This window comes from Methylomonas montana (genome assembly GCF_030490285.1).
Taxonomy (GTDB): Bacteria; Pseudomonadota; Gammaproteobacteria; order Methylococcales; family Methylomonadaceae; genus Methylomonas; species Methylomonas montana.
This window is the reverse complement of the sequence record NZ_CP129884.1, coordinates 1818678-1837666: the sequence shown is the minus strand read 5'-3', so window position 1 is coordinate 1837666 and position 18989 is coordinate 1818678. Positions and strand designations below refer to the sequence as shown.

General features: G+C 49.3%; 22 protein-coding genes and 1 tRNA gene. 12 read left to right on the top strand and 11 right to left on the bottom strand.

Going from position 1 to position 18989, the window contains the following annotated elements:
- Positions 1 to 47 precede the first annotated feature (47 nt).
- Positions 48 to 1586, top strand: coding sequence for a vWA domain-containing protein (locus QZJ86_RS08570; protein ID WP_301938161.1), 1539 nt, complete (start codon positions 48 to 50; stop codon positions 1584 to 1586).
- A 346-nt stretch (positions 1587 to 1932) separates the two neighbouring features.
- Positions 1933 to 2469 carry a hypothetical protein gene (locus QZJ86_RS08565; RefSeq protein WP_301938159.1) on the top strand — a complete coding sequence of 179 codons (537 nt, stop codon included), beginning with the start codon at positions 1933 to 1935 and terminating at the stop codon, positions 2467 to 2469.
- On the opposite strand, the gene QZJ86_RS08560 is transcribed toward QZJ86_RS08565, so the two are convergent.
- Positions 2447 to 2824 (bottom strand): hypothetical protein, encoded by a 378-nt coding sequence (locus tag QZJ86_RS08560; RefSeq protein ID WP_301938156.1) that lies wholly within the window; start codon positions 2822 to 2824, stop codon positions 2447 to 2449. The genes QZJ86_RS08565 and QZJ86_RS08560 overlap by 23 nt on opposite strands.
- 164 nt (positions 2825 to 2988) lie before the next feature.
- Here QZJ86_RS08560 and QZJ86_RS08555 point away from each other — a divergent pair, with 164 nt between their 5' ends.
- The 4 genes from QZJ86_RS08555 (at position 2989) to QZJ86_RS08540 (ending at position 6570) form a co-directional block, all read left to right on the top strand.
- Positions 2989 to 3651, top strand: coding sequence for a hypothetical protein (locus tag QZJ86_RS08555; protein ID WP_301938154.1), 663 nt, complete (start codon positions 2989 to 2991; stop codon positions 3649 to 3651).
- A 152-nt stretch (positions 3652 to 3803) separates the two neighbouring features.
- Positions 3804 to 4301 carry a hypothetical protein gene (locus tag QZJ86_RS08550; protein ID WP_301938152.1) on the top strand — a complete coding sequence of 166 codons (498 nt, stop codon included), beginning with the start codon at positions 3804 to 3806 and terminating at the stop codon, positions 4299 to 4301.
- A 352-nt stretch (positions 4302 to 4653) separates the two neighbouring features.
- Positions 4654 to 4776 carry a hypothetical protein gene (locus tag QZJ86_RS08545; RefSeq protein ID WP_301938150.1) on the top strand — a complete coding sequence of 41 codons (123 nt, stop codon included), beginning with the start codon at positions 4654 to 4656 and terminating at the stop codon, positions 4774 to 4776.
- Between the two features lie 141 nt (positions 4777 to 4917).
- Positions 4918 to 6570 (top strand): ATP-binding protein, encoded by a 1653-nt coding sequence (locus QZJ86_RS08540; protein WP_301938148.1) that lies wholly within the window; start codon positions 4918 to 4920, stop codon positions 6568 to 6570.
- A 117-nt stretch (positions 6571 to 6687) separates the two neighbouring features.
- Here QZJ86_RS08540 and QZJ86_RS08535 read toward each other — a convergent pair whose 3' ends face one another.
- Entirely contained in the window at positions 6688 to 7671 is a 984-nt protein-coding gene (locus tag QZJ86_RS08535) for a hypothetical protein (protein WP_301938147.1), read from the bottom strand.
- Positions 7672 to 7757: 86 nt separating this feature from the next.
- Between QZJ86_RS08535 and QZJ86_RS08530 the strand changes: the two genes are divergently transcribed.
- From QZJ86_RS08530 to QZJ86_RS08510, 6 genes are read left to right on the top strand one after another with little or no spacing between them, the layout of a single operon-like run.
- Positions 7758 to 8402, top strand: a complete 645-nt coding sequence (locus tag QZJ86_RS08530) for a flagellar transcriptional regulator FlhD (protein WP_301938145.1) — start codon at positions 7758 to 7760, stop codon at positions 8400 to 8402.
- Entirely contained in the window at positions 8344 to 9000 is a 657-nt protein-coding gene (locus QZJ86_RS08525; RefSeq protein WP_301938143.1) for a FlhC family transcriptional regulator, read from the top strand. Before QZJ86_RS08530 ends, QZJ86_RS08525 begins: the two co-directional genes overlap by 59 nt.
- A gap of 32 nt (positions 9001 to 9032) precedes the next feature.
- The gene (locus tag QZJ86_RS08520; protein ID WP_301938141.1) at positions 9033 to 9626 is read left to right on the top strand and encodes an STAS-like domain-containing protein; all 594 of its coding nucleotides are present in this window, start codon (positions 9033 to 9035) and stop codon (positions 9624 to 9626) included.
- A gap of 12 nt (positions 9627 to 9638) precedes the next feature.
- On the top strand, positions 9639 to 10103 hold the full coding sequence (locus tag QZJ86_RS08515) for a FlhC family transcriptional regulator (RefSeq protein WP_301938139.1): 465 nt from the start codon (positions 9639 to 9641) through the stop codon (positions 10101 to 10103).
- On the top strand, positions 10054 to 10491 hold the full coding sequence (locus QZJ86_RS21595; protein ID WP_157203928.1) for a helix-turn-helix domain-containing protein: 438 nt from the start codon (positions 10054 to 10056) through the stop codon (positions 10489 to 10491). Before QZJ86_RS08515 ends, QZJ86_RS21595 begins: the two co-directional genes overlap by 50 nt.
- On the top strand, positions 10374 to 11387 hold the full coding sequence (locus QZJ86_RS08510) for a tyrosine-type recombinase/integrase (protein WP_407081659.1): 1014 nt from the start codon (positions 10374 to 10376) through the stop codon (positions 11385 to 11387). The genes QZJ86_RS21595 and QZJ86_RS08510 overlap by 118 nt, the downstream gene beginning before the upstream one ends.
- Positions 11388 to 11416: 29 nt before the next feature.
- Here QZJ86_RS08510 and QZJ86_RS08505 read toward each other — a convergent pair.
- The 9 genes from QZJ86_RS08505 to thrS form a co-directional block, all read right to left on the bottom strand.
- Positions 11417 to 11493 (bottom strand) — tRNA-Pro (locus QZJ86_RS08505).
- Positions 11494 to 11548: 55 nt separating this feature from the next.
- Entirely contained in the window at positions 11549 to 11902 is a 354-nt protein-coding gene (locus QZJ86_RS08500) for a MerR family transcriptional regulator (protein ID WP_301938136.1), read from the bottom strand.
- A complete protein-coding gene (gene ihfA, locus QZJ86_RS08495; RefSeq protein ID WP_026146839.1) occupies positions 11886 to 12182 on the bottom strand; it encodes an integration host factor subunit alpha in 297 nt (98 codons plus the stop codon). Before ihfA ends, QZJ86_RS08500 begins: the two co-directional genes overlap by 17 nt.
- A gap of 2 nt (positions 12183 to 12184) precedes the next feature.
- Entirely contained in the window at positions 12185 to 14560 is a 2376-nt protein-coding gene (gene pheT / locus QZJ86_RS08490) for a phenylalanine--tRNA ligase subunit beta (RefSeq protein ID WP_301938133.1), read from the bottom strand.
- Positions 14561 to 14575: 15 nt separating this feature from the next.
- On the bottom strand, positions 14576 to 15595 hold the full coding sequence (pheS, locus tag QZJ86_RS08485) for a phenylalanine--tRNA ligase subunit alpha (RefSeq protein WP_301938132.1): 1020 nt from the start codon (positions 15593 to 15595) through the stop codon (positions 14576 to 14578).
- A 140-nt stretch (positions 15596 to 15735) separates the two neighbouring features.
- Positions 15736 to 16098: a 50S ribosomal protein L20 gene (rplT, locus tag QZJ86_RS08480; protein ID WP_020481986.1), complete on the bottom strand. Its 363-nt coding sequence runs from the start codon at positions 16096 to 16098 to the stop codon at positions 15736 to 15738.
- 29 nt (positions 16099 to 16127) lie between these two features.
- Complete coding sequence (rpmI, locus tag QZJ86_RS08475; protein ID WP_256600880.1) at positions 16128 to 16325, bottom strand: 50S ribosomal protein L35; 198 nt, start codon at positions 16323 to 16325, stop codon at positions 16128 to 16130.
- Positions 16326 to 16486: 161 nt separating this feature from the next.
- Positions 16487 to 17011, bottom strand: a complete 525-nt coding sequence (gene infC, locus QZJ86_RS08470; protein ID WP_082879515.1) for a translation initiation factor IF-3 — start codon at positions 17009 to 17011, stop codon at positions 16487 to 16489.
- Between the two features lie 22 nt (positions 17012 to 17033).
- Positions 17034 to 18941 (bottom strand): threonine--tRNA ligase, encoded by a 1908-nt coding sequence (gene thrS, locus QZJ86_RS08465; RefSeq protein WP_301938129.1) that lies wholly within the window; start codon positions 18939 to 18941, stop codon positions 17034 to 17036.
- Positions 18942 to 18989 lie beyond the last annotated feature (48 nt).

Here is an 18989-nt window from a genome sequence, read left to right as displayed (position 1 = left end):
TCATGTCCCGCTGGGGTCGTGGTTTGCCCCAACTTTTGGAGCACACCATGAAAAATAGAACCTTACACAACGCATTTCCCATCGTCGCGGCGGCCATTGGCAATCGCTTTGGCGTCAAAGTCAGTGTCGGCGGTGATAAAGCCGAAACCGATGGCCAAACCATTTGGCTGCCGGCCTATGAGGGCGACGATGCGGATTTTCAGGATTACGCCTGGGGACTGTTGGCCCACGAGGCGGCGCATATTCGTTATTCGGATTTTACGCTGCGCTTTGGGCATTCGGTATTACGCAGGCGCTTATGCGGTGCCATCGAAGATGTCCGCATCGAGCACGAACTGGCCAAGGACTTTCCAGGGACACGGCTGACCATCCGCACGGTGATAGAAAAGATGATTGTCAAAAGGGACTTTGTAGCCAGCAGTATTGATGATCATCCGGCTAATATTCTGTACAGCTTTGTGTTGAAAAGTTTGCGGGCAAAGGTATTAGGTCAATCGGCCCTGCAACCTTTGGTTGAGCAAACCGAACTGGCACTAAAAGCGAAGTTTCCGAAAGGTGCGGTAACCCGACTGAAAGGCTTGTTGTCCGAAGTGCCGCTGGGTTTGCAATCGGAATCCGATTGTCTGCAGTTGACCGACCGTGTCCTGACGATGATCGAGCAGGAGTTCGAGCAACAACTGCTGCGCAATCAGACACTGTCATCGGCAGATGAGGACACACCGCCTGAACCGGATGATACGGATCAGGCCGCTGTATCAGCAGATTTGGACGATTCGAACGGCTCGGATTCCGAGGAGGATATGGAACACGATCAACGTTTACCTGCCGATAATGACGACGAACAGTCTTCAGAATCCGGTGGTAACGATGATTCGAATCCGGAAAATCCTGACGATCAACCCGGTGCGCAGGCAGAAAGTTCTTCATCCAATCCTCAAGGTGATGATGAAGAGTTCACGGAGATTGCCGACCCGAGGGGCGTCTTGCAAACTCTATTGTCCGCCGGAGACGATGACATCGAACAGGATTTGTTTGAATCGCTGAAAACGGCGTTGTCATTGGCGGCGGAAAATGTATCGGAATTGCTGATGCCGAGCGGCGACGAGCCACCCATGGACGAGAGGGCCGGTGCGTTTTTACTGCGCAAGGTGCAAGGCGAATCGGGAAAAATCCGTGCCGCTTTGCAAGGCTTGGTGCAATCGCAAACCTTAAACCGCTCGCAACACGCCAGTCGTGGTCGGCGGATGGATGGCAAGCGTTTACACCGTTTGCCATTAGGCGAAACCAAGCTGTTTCAACGCAAACAGGCCAAAGCTGCACCCAATACGGCGATTCATCTGTTACTGGATAAATCCGAAAGCATGGGTTATCAGGTGCTGATGGTGATGACCGATGGTCAACCCAACGATACCCTGAGCACGCTGGAATTGTTGCAGCGTTGTCGGGATAGCGGTATTGAAACGGTAGGTATCGGTTTGGGACTGGATGTCAGTCATCTGTTCCCGATTGCCATCACTATTAACGATCTATCGGAGCTGAGAGCGCAATTGTTCGAACTCTCGAAATCGTTGTTGTTGGCGGCGTAATCCTCAGTCCGTTATCCGTAGCCCAATCCTTGGCCCAATGCCTTGGATTGTGGCTATGGGTAGCTGATTGCACTTTCTGTTTGTCGAATATACTCCACATAACGAGCCCATTCGACAAACAGACATTTCATGCGTTCTTTCCAGAATGCTGAATCCGACTTCGGTCGGCGTTCCGTCATTAGGTGGCGAGCAAGGTGTTTCCTTGATCGTGTTGGGTACGTTAAGCCCGATGTAAAACGCAGTGGTATGACCCTCTGCAAATTCCAAACCCGCTTCGGGCGACCATCGCCCGGCCGGGTGTTGTTCATTCGAAGTGCTTTCTTAAATTTTATAAAGGAGAACTTCAATGAACTTTATCTTCGGCATCATTATTTTGGCGCTGTTCATCCTCGCCTTGCGGGTCATATGGACAACGGCGTTGCAACTGCTGAGCGCATTGAAACATGCGTCTCAAACGTTTCACCGCTATCGTGCGCAGCGATTGGCACGACACCGGCTACCGGTCATCATGCCACGTAGCCGCGAGGACATGGATTGGTTGGCAATATCGGATTCGGTACGTCAGGAAATTCATAGTCGCAATCGAGAAACGAATCGCGAACTGGATCGCTTGGAGCTTCAGTATCAAGCCAAACAGAAAACAATCAAACTTTACGAGGCGGATATTGAAATCGCCAAACTGGAGCGGGAGCTATTGAAAATCAAACCGACAATCGTCTCGGCGGAAACCGAGGCTAAACCCCGTCGGCGGTCTAAAAAAGTGGGCGAATCAGCCTTGGTGAATGACAAAACCACCAAAACCGCCCAACAGGTTTTTCAATTGCGGGAAGCTCTGAAAGGTAACGCCAATGCGTCACCGATTAATCCGCAAGCCCGCCATTGAATACCCGTAACGTGGTTCCGGTTGCAGTATTGATACGGCGAACTGGAATCTCGTGTTGATTCGATTCATCAGCAAACACCCAGCTGCCTTCGGGCAATAACGACAACAAATCGTTCTGGGTTTCCCGGCGAATTTGTCGAATCTTGTTTAGAAACGGCCAGGCTTGTTCAGGATCGTCCACACGATTGAGCACGTCGGCTTCCAAAACATCCAATTTTTGGAAAATTTGTTGGCAATGTCGAACGACTTTTAGTGGTTCGTCGACAGGACTCGCCATTGGTTTTCGACTTGGATACGGCTCCTGTGTCCGCTTAGGACTGAGGAAATCAAAAATGCGCAAAATATCGTCAAACATGGTTATTTCTCGGCTTTTTAATGAGTTTTAGCCACCATATACCGATTTTTGCGTGAATTCAATCCTGCTGTGCGAGCCGATTTTCGGCCTTAATCAGCGTTCTTTACCTGCAGGAACCTCATCCTGCCGGGTGGTTGTTCCTGCATTTTATGGAGGATACGACCATGAAAACAATCAACCAACCCAGCGTTGGCGCAACCCCACATGAGAACAGCACGGTTCGCTATCTGAATCAGTACCGCTGTCCCTACTGCCAAACCGAATGGGAGGATGTATGGGATTGCGGCTGTAACGATCGCTGCCCGGACTGCAACAAGGAGATCGAGCCTTATGAAAGCATATTGATCGATGGTGAATCGGCGAAAACCGAATCGCCAGTCGAAGAACCCGCCTCAGCCAATGTCACGGCGGAGGATGTGAATCGGCTCTTCGTAGTCTCCTACGAAATCGACTATGTGCACCGGGTGTCGGTCTGCATCACCGCAGACAGTCCCGAAGCGGCACAACAGATTGCCGAACAGGCATTCAATGATGGCACGATTTGGGATGACACCGCTGCCATGCCGTTATTTTCGGACGAATACCATGAAGCGGAGGGTGAAAGCTTGGCATGGGAATGCGTTGCCGTTGCACAGTTGCCAGAACCGGATCATTCGGTACGGCAATTGAAGAAGGAACAAGCGGCCATGCAAGTTTGCCGGGGTTTGGTTGACGCCTATCAACAAGGCGAAGCCAACGGCGGCAGTATCGATTGGGAAAATTTGGATCAGTTAATCCCTCTGGCATTACAAGCCTTGGGAAAACCTGTACTGGACATCCAATCCTGAAAACTGCGCGTTGATATGTTTATTGGCGCAATTTGTACAAGCCCGAGTTAGCCAAATCATTCGATTCGGCGCTCATTTTTATCCACCCACACGGGAATGCCATATTCCCGCTGGGGAATCGTGATGTTTCCGTTTTAATTGAGGACAACATCATGACACAAATCTTTGAACACACCTTCGGCACGGGTCATTGCATCCAGTACCAGCGTTTGCCGTCTGGCACCTGTTATCACGCCGACACACCGGAACCGGTGGTCGAGTTGTTGGAACAGCTTCGCCATAGCCGACGCAAAATCCGGCTGTATTACGGCGATACCCAAAGCGGCCAGTCCTGGCACGATGAACACGATGTCATCGGCTGGATCGGCCGTTCGACCGGCACCATCAAAGTGCCGCTGTTGATCGAACCGGGTGACATCGATGGTCCGGCATTGCTGGATCACTGCATCGTTCGCATTGATAGTCCACGCCAGGTACTTTACCAACACGATGATTTTCGGGTTGGCGAGGTGGAACTGGTCAGAGGCGAGCTTAAACGCTTGCCCTGGGAAATCTGGATCGACGGCAGCGTGCATGCCCGGTTCAAAGTAAAAATCGAAGCCCGACAGTACCAGGACTTCATTCAAGGCAAACGGTTTGCATTGATCTGACGCGCTGTTTTCATTTTTGACACTCGGTTAAGCCGAGCTTTTTCACTATACCCCTGCGGGATGATTCTATCCCGCCTGGGTTGAATCAGTCATCAGAGGTCTTATCGGAGATCACCATGATAGATAATCATCAGTATTATGCAACGCCTGAAGCCTTGAGTATCAAGGCTTGGGAAACTTCAAGAACCGGCATTTTATTCGTGTAGCAGAAAAACGCGATAAAGCCTTTCGAACCGAAGTCAGTAGGCACTGTAAACGAGATGGCCGGCATTATCACTTTGATCCATTTTGGGCGATCAAATACGGCGGTGAATCCGAACGTGAGCGAGGTCATACCCTGCTAACCCAGGCCATGAGCACTGTACTGGCAAATCATGGCATTGATCCCGATAGCTTGTTGGATAGCGATCAAAACGGTGTCCGGCAATTGGATTGGGATGGCCTGCATGATAGCCATTTGGCTTTAGCTTCATAGCCAGCGCACAAAATCTAAAGTAAGTCTTTTACATAACCACTGGTCTAACCAGTATCACCCGCCTCGGGGAGATGAACGACTCTCCCCAAGGGGTTAGTCTGTTTCATGTCCTCGGGGCTTTTTTATACCTGGAGATAACATATGAACACACAAATCAGTGAAGTCGCGATGAAAGTCAACCAAGCCAATTTGGTCAAAAATCTACGTTTCAGTTTCACCAACAAAACCACGGTGCTGGGTGAGCTAATCCAAAATGCTCGCCGGGCCAATGCGGCCATGGTGGTGATTAACTTTTGTCCTGAAACCAAAACGCTACAGGTTTTGGATGATGGTTGCGGCATCGACTCAATTGCAACACTACTGACAGTCGCCGAATCCGGTTGGGACGCAGACGTGGTTGCCCATGAGCATCCGTTTGGAATCGGATTTTTATCGGCACTGTTTGCCTGTCGGCAAATCAGCGTCATGAGCAAAAGCGGATCAATTGACGTCGAAACCGACCACATTTTGGCATTTAAACCAGTGACGATCACGCCAGTCCACGACTGGAGCGGTATCACCCGCATTACCTTGCAGGATGTGGAGTTGGACATGGGGCAAATTGCCACCACGCTGAAACGCTTGGTGCGCGGCTTTCCAATTCCAGTGCTGTTCAATGATCAATTGCTTGAACGCTCCTGCGCACTGGATAGTGGATTGACCTTTGTTGACACCGAGATTGGCGCGATTTATTTGCATGGCATAGACCACCCCAATGGGGCGCAGTATGAGTTCGATGTCTATCTGCAAGGTTTGCCCATATATTCCTCGCACAGCTACACATCGCATCGCCATATCATTCATCTGGACTCCTCCCGTTTTCACGCTCGCTTGCCGGATCGTGACAAGCTGGTCGATGAAGCCGATGTGATCAAACGGGTTAAAGCGGTTCTGGCACAAACCATCGAACAGCGCTTTATCCAGATGAAAGCCACTCTGTCTGCTGAAGCGTTCGTTGGTTTTTATGAAATGCTGCGGCATTGGGAGCTGTTGAAGTTACTCAACGATGTACCTGTAGTGCCGCCCGAGGCTTTACGCGAAATCATTGCCTACCCGGTTTGCGATACCGAGGTTTTCGATAACTTCGAACAGCGGCCGGAAAAAGCCATGACCCGTGCAGAAATTATGGCCCGCGGCATCGTCTCGATTGATGATGACATCAAACAGGACGGCGCTGGCCGTTATTTGTTTGCCTGGAGCCGGGATTATTTTCTGTACCACGGCACGTTGGATAAAGGTCATTGGATTCATGCCCTGGTTCGGCATCTCAATGATGAGGAGCTAGTGATTGAATCGGTCAATGAAAGCCACCAGGCTCAATTCCAAGGTGATTGGTGCTGGGTTAGCGTGCGTTTTTGCGATGCGTACCGAATCCAACTGGGACAGGATGTTGTTGAAATCAGGGATGAGGCTTGCTACCAAGGTCAGGAAAACGCCGATGACATCATTGTGCCCAGAGGCGATTGCTCGGCTCAGGTGTTGCAACAAATGGCCAGCTTCAAAAGCGAATATGATGAATTTCAGGAGTCGACATTTGAAAGCGATTCGGATGCCTTCATTGCCTTTGTGGTGGCCAATACCGCGAGCGATCCGGCCAATGCCATGCAACGCTTGTTACCGGATTTTTGCGGTTGTCCTGCCTTGTACGGTAAAGCCTTCGTGGTTGAGTTGGATCAGCAAGGTAAAACGGCTTCGGTGATGGCATTTCCTGCCGAATCGGGTCAAAAGCAAATCCTTCAAACCAGCATGAATTGACAGTACTTAGTGCATGAGCGCATTATCCAGCCGGATAATGCGCTCATTTTCTTTACCAAATCTGAAAATAAGTCACAGTTCCATCCCCACCAAAATGGCTGACGACCTTTGGAAAGTTTATCGCTCTACCAGTAACCGCCCGCAACGCGTGATTCGATCGAAACTAAACACATGCTCTCTTGGGCTTTCATAGCATCGACCCACCAACCTTCGCCGGTAATCCGGTTCGCCTTTTTCGAGATAAATAGTGGCTCCACAAATTGGACATGCGGCCGAATACCGAACTAACCGTACAACTCGTAAATCCCCATCGCGTAACAGCTCGAACTGCGCAGACTGTTCATAAAAATTTGTGAACAGTTCATGGGCGACGACGATTCGATCATCCAACAATAATATCCAAGGCTTGATGATAGTGACCCAGGCACCATAGGGAATCACGAAAATACTTATCAGTAATGTCAAATCGCGCGTTGTCACGGACCTGGGCACGGATAACGATAGCCAGCCGGCATAGGCAATTAATACTGCTAATCCAGCTATGATTGCTAGCCAACCCAATATACCCCAGACATGCCATTGTCTTAATTCGATCTGTCCATGCCGAAATAACCAACTCGCGATCCAACTGGGTTTGACTTCACCAAGTTCAGTCATTTGGTAGCTAGCTTGCAACTCTGCTGCGTTGCTCCCAGCCCGAACGTCCTCGATTGTTTGGTCTTCTTCCAATATCTCCGGAACCGGTTCAGCTTTGATATAGAACGTCGTGTGTCGTCCCGGCCCTCCTTTTGTGCTTTTACGCTCCGGCTTTGGATAATAAGGAAGCCCACGCTTACGGGCAAATTCCATGATTTGCGGTTCGCGGATTTCGCAATATTTTTTTAACGAACCCGGCCAGTCGATCCATTTTTTAGGTTCGGCACTTTCTAAGGACTCACCAACAGCAGCGACGATTGCATCGGCCGTGAAACGTCGCTTCGACTCTTCGAAATCCGCTTTCATTAACGATTCCTGGGCTAACGTACGCAATATGCGGTGGCCTTTTTCATCGCTTGGCTCGCTATCCAACCAATCGATCAAGCATTGAATTACCTCGCGCATAAACCACCCCAAACCAGGTAGCCGGCAGTTGCGGTCTGGTTTACGAACAGAAGTTTCATAACAATTTCCTCCATAGCCAATGTGATATGAGCGAAGTAAAAATGATTTTGGAATGTAGTTATTTAGATCAAACACCAAGTAAGACGCCGCTTGTCGCGGGCAAAGCCTCTGGCAAGCAGAACGAGATTAGAAGAATTTCAGGATCATTCAATCCATCAGATCGAACAAATAGCCTGCCGTTATCAAAGTGGCCATCCATCACATGCCGAAAGCAGCATCGCCAGCCCAATAAGCCGATTATTTTCAACAACGCCAAATCATATCAATCGGGGCGTCCAGAGCTTTGTGACCCAAATCAGGTCACTTTGCGACCGGGACATTTCCGCGTTGCCTGTCTAGCATATCGACAACAGTCGTTAATCAACTCAGAGGCGTTTATGTCAACACTGGATGAAGATCTTGCCCGGTTAAATTTCGAATATCTCATGCTAGCCAGGGAATGCTCACGCAGTAACCCTGAAGAAACGGCCTGGCGCTTTGGATTAGATCGGAATGGTATAGACCATCTCGCCGGCATGACACAGGAGCAACTTCGTGAACACGCCGAAAGCAGTCGCGCAGTAATTCAGTTATTGCCGGTCTATGTTCCAAGCAACTTGCCCATGGTTGCCTATGTGGATCTTCTCCAACCGTGTATCACTGGAACTGCGGATGAAACCAATGCCCTTTAAAAGCAGGTCAAACATTGGCACAGACTTGCTATTGGCGGAAAGACTAATCCAACTCGGCGCCCGTCCGCCAATTGTTAGCCAACTCTGCCATTTAACCCGAAAGCAAAGCATCGAATTTTTTAAAGCGGTACAAGGACAACCGCCCAAACAAGGCATGCTGCCACATGATCATCAATGGGCCATCCGCTCGGCGTTCAACAACATTCATGCCTCGCTATTTTTAAGCATGATCGAAAACATCAGACACCGGCTTTCTACTCCGAACCTGAGTGCAACCTTACTGGTTACGGCCTATGAGATCTACAGCAACGTCGCTTCCAGAATTTTAGCCGATCGGCAATGTATCCAACCGCACTCCAGCCAACATTATCCGTTAGATATAAACCGCGCTTGGTATTTAATCAGCCTGCTCTCGGCGGGTGATTTGGTATTCATTCTTTGCGGGCGTTGCCGCGCCCGTTACCTGGGCATGATTCATCCTGATACTGCATTTAGTCAATGCCCTATTTGCGAAGTGTGGACTGATCGCTCAGGTCGGCGACGCTGGATTTCCACAAAATCAAAAATGCTCACATTGAACAAACCAAGCGCTCGTTAGAGACGATCCATCAGCTACTAAGGAGAAGTCGCATGCATATCGTTGTCGTCACAGCCACCAATTCCCAAATACCTCAGTCTATCCATGGCAAAAACCTCGCGCGACTGGCACGCGAGTGCTTTGCCAATCAGCAATCGCTGACGATTGATTTTAAGGACGTTAAAAGCATCACGCTGGGGTTCTTTCAGGAATTGTTTTTGCCATTGGTCTCCGAATTCGGATCCGATTTTCTGAAATCGAAACTGAAAATAGTCAATATGGCGGGGCACATCGACAACATGATGCAGTCAGCATTCAAAAATCTTGAGGTCTACTTTGACAAACTGACGGCGATCGATCAACTGGGTTGCGATGAAGAGATTTATGCCATGAATCAGGCCTGGCTCATCAAAGCCAGAGAAATCGCACGGGAGAACCCGGTGCTGACTGAATTAATCTTGGGGATTACCGATGAGGCCATGCGCTTGGCAGTTGAACGTTTATCTTTAGAAGACATTGATTTCATTGCCCGCTCCAACTGGCTATGTTTTACCCCCCGATTTTCGAGTCAATTTATTCAAAACATCAACAGAGAATCTCCACCGATGGTGGAAGCCATGCTCGGATTGAGCGGCACTATTGATTAAGGGAGGCAGCTAATGCTCAAGAAATATCAACAGCAATCCCTGGCAATTGAACTGCTTAATCGTCACGCCAAGGTCAAAATCGTGCATCAAGCCACGGGTATTCCGATCAAGCTATTGAGACAGACATACCGTCAATTGCATGGCCGTTCGCCCAGCCGTGGATCCATCAAATTTTCCACCCGTGGCTTGACTGGAAGCCGGCGGAAACACAAGGACGTAACGCTGTTTGCCGTGTGCTATCGGGCTGCTTCAAACAAATCGGCCGACAGTCAAATCCAAACACTGATAAGCGCTTTTGACGCCTACAAGCGTTCCTATCCTTCCGGGCAACTCGACTTTTCGGCTGCTTGGGTGGTGGCCCAGGACATCAAAGATAAAAAAGTTCAGATTTCGACATGCAAGAATTGTCGAGCCTGGGTCTTGTTAAATGCTAGGGATGATCATGATCGCTGTGAGATCTGTAAGACCGGCATGTAAGCGATATGTTGATAATAACCACAGACGCCTAATTCAAAAAACTGCTATGGAGACACTTGATTTAAATGAAGCCGCACTTTTTTTGAAGATCAATCCAGAAGTACTCCGAAGAAAAGCAAAATCGAAGCAAGTTCCCGGTAAAAAAGTTGGGAAACGATGGGTTTTTGTTAAGGAACATCTTGCCGATTGGGTCAGTGATCGTTATCCTGCATCTGCGAGAAATCTGCAAGTAGTTGACGGATATACATCTAAGGAGAATATTCCATGTCAATCTACAAGCGAAAAGACACATGGTGGATCCAATTCACCGCGCCGGACGGAACGAGAATACAACGATCTGCTGGCACTAAAATCAAGCAAGAAGCGCAAGAACTGCACGACAGATTAAAGGCTGATGCTTGGAAAACGAAAAATCTTGGCGCGAAGCCAATACGCACTTGGCAAGAAGCAGTTATCAAGTGGCTTATCGAACAGGGTCATAAGCGAAGCATAGAAACCGACAAATTTCACCTTCGTTGGCTTGATGACATTCTTGGCAACAAGACTTTAAATCAAATCGACAAAATGATGTTGGAGCGCATTACGGAGGCAAAAAAAGCCGAAGGTTCGAGTAATGCCACTGCCAATCGGATTCTTTCGCTGATCCGGGCGATTTTGAATCGTGCTAAAAACGAGTGGGAATGGATTGATGCTGTACCCAATTTTCGCTTTTTGCCAGAACCGAATGAGCGAATCCGCTGGTTAACACATGAGGAAGCCAGCAAGCTCTTAATTGAGCTGCCAAGTCATTTGGAAGCCATGGCAAGATTCGCTCTTGCTACTGGCCTGAGGGAAGCCAACGTCACCGGTTTAAAATGGTCGCAAGTCGATTTGAGGCGAGAATGTGCATGGATAGATGCCGCGCAAGCTAAAGCCAAAAAGCCGATTTCTGTACCGCTCAATACTGATGCTATGGCAGTACTTAGAAGTCAACAAGGGCAGCACAATACCTTTGTTTTTACTTTTGATGGCGAACCCATCAAAAAGGCCGGCGGAAAAGCCTGGAAAAAGGCGCTAAAACGCGCAGAAATTGAGGACTTCCGATGGCATGACTTACGCCATACTTGGGCAAGTTGGCACGTTCAAGCGGGAACGCCGTTAAACGTTCTGCAAGAACTAGGAGGATGGGCAAGTTACGACATGGTTTTAAGATATGCACATCTTTCGAGTGAACACCTTAAAGTCCATGCAGGAAACTCAAAGCTTGTTGTGACAAAAATACTACACTTCGAAAAAAGAGCGTAGTAAAAAATCATGTAAGCTATTGAAAATATTGGTCGGAACGACAGGATTTGAACCTGCGACCCCTTGTCCCCCAGACAAGTGCGCTACCAGACTGCGCTACGCCCCGTGATTTATTGCTAGCGAAATTAGGAGCGGAATGATACCACAATTTCCATGAATTACTATTTCAACAACTCTAAAATATCTTCTAATTCGCCTATCATTTGGTGAATCAATTGTTTGGTCCGTAGGCTGTCTTCCTTGGCACTACCACTAGTTAGATGGGCCCTCGCCCCGCCTATCGTATAACCTTGCTCGTATAACAAAGCCCGAATTTGCCGAATCAGCAGTACATCATGGCGCTGGTAATAACGCCGATTGCCTCGCCTTTTTACCGGGCTCAGCTCGGTGAATTCCTGCTCCCAGTAGCGCAACACATGCGGCTTGACGCCACACAGCTCGCTGACTTCACCTATCGTAAAATAACGTTTGGCCGGAATGACCGGCAGTTCGTTGTTGTTACTGGGTTCCAGCATATGCTTCCACTCGAGCTTTCAATTTTTGCCCTGTTCTAAAAGTCACGACGCGGCGTGGCGTGATGGGGATCTCTTCGCCGGTTTTGGGGTTTCTACCTGGACGGCCACTTTTGTCACGCAACTCGAATTTACCAAACCCGGAGATTTTTACCTGCTCTCCACTCTCCAGGCTTTTTTTAATTTCGTCGAAAAATAACTCTACGATTTCTTTAGCTTCTCGTTTGTTTAAACCGAGGTCTTCAAACAATTTCTCTGCAATATCTGCTTTGGTTAATGCCACAATCACTCCCTCAATTTTGCATTCAGTTTAGCCGCTAAAGTGTCCAGCACTTTGCGAAATATAGCATCAATTTCGGTGTCGGTAAGGGTTTGTGTAAAATCCTGCAAAACCAGACCTAACGCGACACTCTTGCAACCCTCGACTACGCCTTGTCCACGATAAATATCGAAAATCGATATTTCGCGTATTGCCGCTTCCTGACACTGTTCAATAGTGCTGATAATCGTAGCAACCGATACTGCTTCCTCTACCAATAACGCCATATCTCGGCGTACGGAAGGAAATTTGGATAATGGACTAAATTTAGGCACCTGGCGCTCCAACACAGCGTCTTGCTCCAACTCGAACAGAAACACCGGGCTATCGAAACCCAATTGCTTCTCCAATGTCGGATGCAACATGCCAATCAAACCTAATACGTCGCCGCGTTGGTTTTTAATTTGTGCAGTTTGGCCGGGATGCAATGCCGGATGCTGAAATGCTACGAAGTCGGCGCCGATACCGGCTAAACCAAATAAGGCTTCGACATCGGCTTTCACATCGAAAAAATCCGTTTTCCTGGCTTTTTCGCCCCATTGCTCGGCATTAACCGTACCCAAGGCCAAACCGGATAACATTTTCCGTTGCTGAATTTGCCCGTCTTGATAGAAAAACCGCAAGCCAGTTTCGAACAAGCGTACCCGATTCTGCTGGCGGTTGATATTGTACAAGGCTGCGTTCAGCAAACCGCACCATAACGTGGTACGCATGACCGCCAACTCGGAGGATATCGGGTTTTTAATCCGGATAAACTCTTCGCCCGGCGCAACGGCATTTTGCATCGCCTCGTCGACAAAGCTATAGGTGATCGCTTCCTGATAACCGCGATCGACCAAACAATCCTGCAATCTGGCCAATGGCAACTGCGCCTCAGGCGCCTTCCCCAGCTCGGAACGCATCAACAGACTGCTGCTAGGTAAATTGTTATAACCGTAGATTCGGCCAATTTCTTCCAGCAAATCTTCTTCTATGGCGATATCGAAACGAAAACCCGGCGGGGTAATTTCCCAACCACTCTCGGATGCCTGGACTTGCATCCCCAGGCCTTCGAACAAGGTATGCACCTCATCGTCGTCGAATTGAATTCCCAGCACTTTAGCAATACGCTGGCTACGCAATTTGACCGGCGCTCTGGCCGGCAGCGCCGCAGCAGCAATCACTTCTTGAACCGGACCGGGGCTACCGCCGGCAATCTCCAGAATCAATTGGGTCGCGCGCTCGATGGCACGGCGTTGTAAATTAAAATCCACGCCTCTCTCGAAGCGGTGCGAGGAATCGGTATGCAAACCAAATTGGCGAGCCTTACCAGCCACATTGAGCGGCGTAAAAAAAGCGCACTCCAGGAAAATGTCGCGCGTTTCACCGAATACCGCGCTGTCCTTGCCGCCCATCACCCCGGCCAAAGCCAAGGCTTGCCGCTGATCGGCAATCACTAGCGCTTCGCCGTCCAGTTCTATGGTTTGATCGTTCAATAAAGCCAAGGACTCGCCGGCTCGACTGCGTCTAACCACAATTGGCGCACTCAGTTTATCGGCATCGAAAGCATGCAGCGGTTGACCCAGTTCAATCAACACATAATTGGTAACATCGACGACCGGGCTTAAGCTACGAATGCCGCAACGGCGCAGACGTTCTTGCATCCACAATGGCGTGACCGCGGCAGGATTGATATTTTTGATCAAACGCCCGAGATAAACCGGGCAAGCTTGAGAGTCTTCGACCTTAACGTCCAGGGTTTGTTGGTGCTGCGGTTCGATAGTAGCGAACGCCGTTGCCTGGAACGGCAGCTTATTCAACACCGCCACTTCCCTGGCAACGCCTTCGACGCTCAAGCAATCGGCTCGGTTTGGCGTCAAACCCAACTCGATCACATTGTCGTTCAGTGCCAAATAATCGCGGATATCGACACCAACCGGCGCATCTGCCGGCAATTCCATCAAACCTTCCGAACTAACCGCCAAGCCTAACTCTTTTTCCGAGCACAGCATGCCAAACGACAATTCGCCACGCAGTTTGGATTCCTTGATTTTAAAATCGCCAGGCAATACTGCGCCGATCAACGCCGCAGGAATTTTCAAGCCAGGCCGGACGTTGCTGGCGCCACAAACGATTTGCAACGGTTCGACCTGGCCAACGTTGACCTGACAAACCCTAAGTTTATCGGCATTAGGATGTTGAATGGTGGACAGCACTTCTCCAACGACTACACCGCTGAATTCGGCGGCAACAGGCGTTACGGCATCGACTTCCAGACCGGCCATGGTCAACTGCTCAACCAATTCGGCGGTAGCGACAGGCGGATTGACCAGTTCTCTTAACCAGGCTTCACTGACTTGCATGATTACTATCCACCGTTACTTAAACTGTTGTAAAAATTTGAGATCGTTTTCGAAAAACATCCGTAAATCGTTAATGCCGTAGCGCAACATCGCCAAGCGTTCGACGCCCATGCCAAAGGCAAAGCCGGAATAAACTTGGTTATCGATGCCGACAGATTTAAACACTTCCGGATGAATCATGCCGCAACCCATGACTTCCAGCCAGCCGGTTTGGCTACAAACCCGACAACCTTTGCCATCGCAAATCACACACTCGATATCGACCTCGGCAGAAGGCTCGGTAAACGGAAAATAGGATGGACGGAAGCGAACTTGAATGTCTTTCTCGAAAAAAGCCCGCAGAAATTCAAACACCACGCCTTTCAAATCGGCGAAACTGACATCGGTGTCAACCAGAAAGCCTTCCACCTGATGGAACATCGGCGTGTGGGTTAAATCGGAATCGCAGCGATACACCCGGCCCGGTGCGATGACCTTCAAGGGCGGTTTTTCGGATTCCATCACCCGGATCTGCACCGGAGAGGTATGGGTTCTCAATACCGTGTGGGCATCGAAATAAAAGGTATCGTGCATCGCCCGCGCAGGATGATGCTCGGGAATATTCAATGCACCGAAATTATGATAATCGTCTTCGATCTCCGGGCCTTCAACTACGTTGAAGCCGACGCTGGCGAAAATTTTGGCAATCCGCCGCAGGGTAATCGTGACGGGATGCAAACCGGATACGGCTTGGCCGCGACCAGGCAAGGTGACGTCTATGCATTCGCTAGCCAAACGGGCTGCCAATTCGGCATGTTCCAACGTTAGTTTGTGCTCATCCAAGGCTTCTTGAAAGGTATTTTTAGCATCGTTGATAACCTGACCAGCGCTTCGCCGCTGCTCCGGATCGAGGCTACCCAGCTCTTTCATCTGCTGAGTAAATAAACCTTTTTTGCCAAGATAATTGACTCTGACCTGATCCAGTTGGCTAAGGTCTGTTGCACTTGCAAGCTCTTGTAATGCCTGCGTAACAATATCTTCGATACTAGCCGACACGACTCAGCTCACTTTTGTCTGCAATTGAGGGGAATTCCAAAACGATAGGTTTCCGCCGACGGGATCGGGCGAAAAACTCCCTACCAAAGACAGGGAGTCGAGCGATTAAGCCACTCAGCAAGAGTGACTCAATATTTTCCTTACGGTTTGCTTTGGTTCGCTATAGCCACTTTCGCGATCGCACCAAAAGCGTCGATATCGCGTACAGCCAAGTCGGCCAATACTTTGCGATCGATCGCAACATTGGCTTTATTCAGACCGTTGATCAAACGGCTATAGGAAATACCGTACAAACGTGCGGCAGCATTGATACGCACAATCCACAAGGCGCGAAATTGGCGTTTTTTCTGTTTACGGTCGCGGTAAGCATATTGACCGGCCTTGATGACCGCTTGCTTGGCGACGCGGTAAACCCGGCTACGGGCACCGTAGTAACCTTTTGCCAGTTTTAAAATCTTTTTATGTCTTGCTCTAGCGGTGACGCCGCGTTTAACTCTAGCCATGTTCTACTCTCTTCAATATCAATTATAAATCAACTGTACGGCAGCATACGCGCAACCAATGGCGTATCCGACGGATGAAGAATGGCTGTTTTACGCAGTTGTCTTTTACGTTTGGTGGTTTTTTTGGTCAGAATATGACGCTTATGCGATTGTTTGCATTTAAAACCGCCAGTTCCGGTTTTCTTGAAGCGCTTGCCGGCACCACTATGGCTTTTCATTTTTGGCATTTGTTTTCTCCAATGATTAAAAGTAAAGTCCCTGAGATAAAACCCAGTGAGGCAAAATGCTTGGCCCCATTGAATTTCCGGACACAAAAGTATCCGCTAGCCGATTCGCTCCTGAATCGCGTTGCCGTTTTAAAAAAACGGCTAAAACCATTTTGGTGAAGCTATTTCTTTTTCTTAGGGCCCATCACCATGACCATTTGTCGGCCTTCCAGCTTGGGAAATTGCTCGACGATAGCCATTTCTTCCAGATCGGTCTCAATACGTTTCAACAAGTCCATACCCAACTCGCGATGAGTCAGCTCACGGCCTTTAAAACGCACGGTGATCTTGGTTTTATCGCCTTCGCTTAGAAATTTGATCAGGCTGCGCAGTTTGACCTGGTAATCGCCTTCTTCGGTACCGGGCCTAAACTTGATTTCCTTGATCTGGATTTGTTTTTGCTTTTTCTTGGCGGCTTGCAGTTTTTTGTTTAACTCAAACTGATATTTGCCAAAGTCCATGACTTTGCAAACCGGAGGATCAGCATTGGGCGATATTTCGACCAGATCCATGTTTGCATCGTAGGCGAGCTGTAACGCTTCGTTTATTGAAACAACCCCGACTTGTTCACCTTCAGCGCCTACTACCCGAACCCGTCTGGCGGTAATCTCGGTATTTAAGCGCGTTGCATCTTTTTTAGAGCTGATACCCTAATCCTCCAAGTTGTTATTATTTTCGATCCGCAATCTGGTTTCTCAAGCGTTCGCCAAGTTCGCCAATTGACAGACTTCCTAGATCCTCGCCCTGCTGCGTGCGTACACTGACAGTCTGAGTTTCTAATTCCTTGTCGCCGATAATCAAAAGATACGGCACACGCTGCATGGAATGCTCGCGGATTTTAAAGCCTATCTTCTCGTTTCTCAAGTCAATTTTGACCCTAAGACCTTGTTTTTCAAGTTCTCGCCGTACCTGCTCGGCATAATCGGCGTGGCGGTCGGTGATATTCATTACCACCAACTGCACCGGCGCCAGCCATAGCGGGAAGGTTCCGGCATACTGCTCGATCAAAATCCCAATGAAACGCTCCAAGGAACCCAGGATCGCCCGATGCAACATCACCGGCACATGCCTGGCGCTATCTTCGCCTATATAAGAGGCATCCAATCTTTCCGGCATCGAGAAATCAACCTGTATAGTACCGCATTGCCAGACCCGACCTATACAATCTTTTAAGGAGAACTCTATTTTAGGGCCGTAGAAGGCGCCCTCGCCCGGCTGCAATTGCCAATCCAGGCCTTTATTGTTCAATGCCAATTCCAAGGCACTTTCCGCCTTATCCCAGACCGCATCGTCGCCGACCCGATTTTCCGGGCGGGTCGACAGCTTGATAATCACTTCCTCGAAGCCAAAATCCTTGTACACCTCGAACAACAAATCGATGAAGGTAGAGACTTCGGATTGAATCTGATCTTCGGTGCAGAAAATATGCGCATCGTCCTGCACAAAGTTTCTAACCCGCATCAGACCATGCAAAGTACCGGATGGCTCGTTGCGGTGGCAGGAGCCGAACTCGGCCAGGCGCACCGGCAAATCGCGGTAACTCTTGATGCCTTGATTATAAATCTGGATATGACAAGGACAATTCATCGGCTTGACCGCATAATCGCGGTTTTCCGAATTCGTGGTGAACATCATCGCACTGAATTTATCCCAATGCCCTGACCTTTCCCATAAGCTACGATCGACAATTTGCGGGGTTTTGACTTCGCCGTAACCGTTGACGCGCAATTTCTCGCGCACGTATTGCTCGATCTGCTGATAAATAGTCCAGCCTTTGTCGTGCCAGAACACCATGCCCGGCGCTTCTTCCTGGGTATGAAACAAATCCAGCGCCTTGCCGATCTTGCGGTGGTCGCGTTTCTCGGCCTCTTCCAGGCGATGCAGATAAGCAGCTAATTCCTTACCGTCACCCCAGGCAGTACCGTAAATGCGTTGCAGCATCTCGTTCTTGGAATCGCCTCGCCAATAGGCGCCGGCAATTTTCATCAATTTAAAGGCTTTTAACTTGCCGGTGCTGGGCACATGCGGGCCCCGGCATAAATCAGTGAACTCGCCTTGTTGGTACAAAGACAAATCTTCGTTAGCTGGAATCGAAGCGATAATTTCGGCTTTATATTTCTCGCCCAAACTTTCGAAGAACTTCACAGCCTCATCGCGCGACATCAAAGAACGCTTGACGGCAATATCCTGAGCTGCCAGCTCCAGCATCTTCTTTTCGATAGCCACCAGATCTTCAGGCGTAAAGGAACGCTCAAAGGCAAAATCGTAATAGAAACCGTTTTCTATGACCGGCCCAATGGTAACCTGCGCAGAGGGAAACAATTGCTTGACGGCCTGCGCCAACAGATGCGCGGTGGAATGACGAATCACATCGACGCCTTCCGCATCCTTGGCAGTGATGATTTGCAGACTCGCATCGGAATCGATCAACGTGCTGGCGTCCACCAGCTTGCCGTTCACCTTGCCCGCTAACGTCGCCTTAGCCAAACCCGTACCGATAGACAGGGCCACATCCATTACAGACACCGCTTGGTCGAATTGACGCTGAGAGCCGTCAGGCAAAGTAATTACAGGCATTTTCGATTCCACAATAAAAAAAGCACCGTCATGCGGTGCTTTATGTTT

Excerpts from the sequence above, each read along its gene's own strand:
- QZJ86_RS08560 (WP_301938156.1), bottom strand. The coding sequence starts at position 2,824 with ATGTTTGACGATATTTTGCGCATTTTTGATTTCCTCAGTCCTAAGCGG.
- QZJ86_RS08565 (WP_301938159.1), top strand. The coding sequence starts at position 1,933 with ATGAACTTTATCTTCGGCATCATTATTTTGGCGCTGTTCATCCTCGCC.
- QZJ86_RS08530 (WP_301938145.1), top strand. The coding sequence starts at position 7,758 with ATGAGCGAAGTAAAAATGATTTTGGAATGTAGTTATTTAGATCAAACA.
- QZJ86_RS08520 (WP_301938141.1), top strand. The coding sequence starts at position 9,033 with ATGCATATCGTTGTCGTCACAGCCACCAATTCCCAAATACCTCAGTCT.
- QZJ86_RS08500 (WP_301938136.1), bottom strand. The coding sequence starts at position 11,902 with ATGCTGGAACCCAGTAACAACAACGAACTGCCGGTCATTCCGGCCAAA.
- QZJ86_RS08525 (WP_301938143.1), top strand. The coding sequence starts at position 8,344 with ATGTGGATCTTCTCCAACCGTGTATCACTGGAACTGCGGATGAAACCA.
- QZJ86_RS08535 (WP_301938147.1), bottom strand. The coding sequence starts at position 7,671 with ATGCGCGAGGTAATTCAATGCTTGATCGATTGGTTGGATAGCGAGCCA.
- QZJ86_RS08515 (WP_301938139.1), top strand. The coding sequence starts at position 9,639 with ATGCTCAAGAAATATCAACAGCAATCCCTGGCAATTGAACTGCTTAAT.
- QZJ86_RS08555 (WP_301938154.1), top strand. The coding sequence starts at position 2,989 with ATGAAAACAATCAACCAACCCAGCGTTGGCGCAACCCCACATGAGAAC.
- pheT (WP_301938133.1), bottom strand. The coding sequence starts at position 14,560 with ATGCAAGTCAGTGAAGCCTGGTTAAGAGAACTGGTCAATCCGCCTGTC.
- QZJ86_RS08540 (WP_301938148.1), top strand. The coding sequence starts at position 4,918 with ATGAACACACAAATCAGTGAAGTCGCGATGAAAGTCAACCAAGCCAAT.
- rplT (WP_020481986.1), bottom strand. The coding sequence starts at position 16,098 with ATGGCTAGAGTTAAACGCGGCGTCACCGCTAGAGCAAGACATAAAAAG.
- rpmI (WP_256600880.1), bottom strand. The coding sequence starts at position 16,325 with ATGCCAAAAATGAAAAGCCATAGTGGTGCCGGCAAGCGCTTCAAGAAA.
- QZJ86_RS08545 (WP_301938150.1), top strand. The coding sequence starts at position 4,654 with ATGAGCACTGTACTGGCAAATCATGGCATTGATCCCGATAGCTTGTTG.
- QZJ86_RS08550 (WP_301938152.1), top strand. The coding sequence starts at position 3,804 with ATGACACAAATCTTTGAACACACCTTCGGCACGGGTCATTGCATCCAG.
- thrS (WP_301938129.1), bottom strand. The coding sequence starts at position 18,941 with ATGCCTGTAATTACTTTGCCTGACGGCTCTCAGCGTCAATTCGACCAA.
- QZJ86_RS21595 (WP_157203928.1), top strand. The coding sequence starts at position 10,054 with ATGCTAGGGATGATCATGATCGCTGTGAGATCTGTAAGACCGGCATGT.
- QZJ86_RS08570 (WP_301938161.1), top strand. The coding sequence starts at position 48 with ATGAAAAATAGAACCTTACACAACGCATTTCCCATCGTCGCGGCGGCC.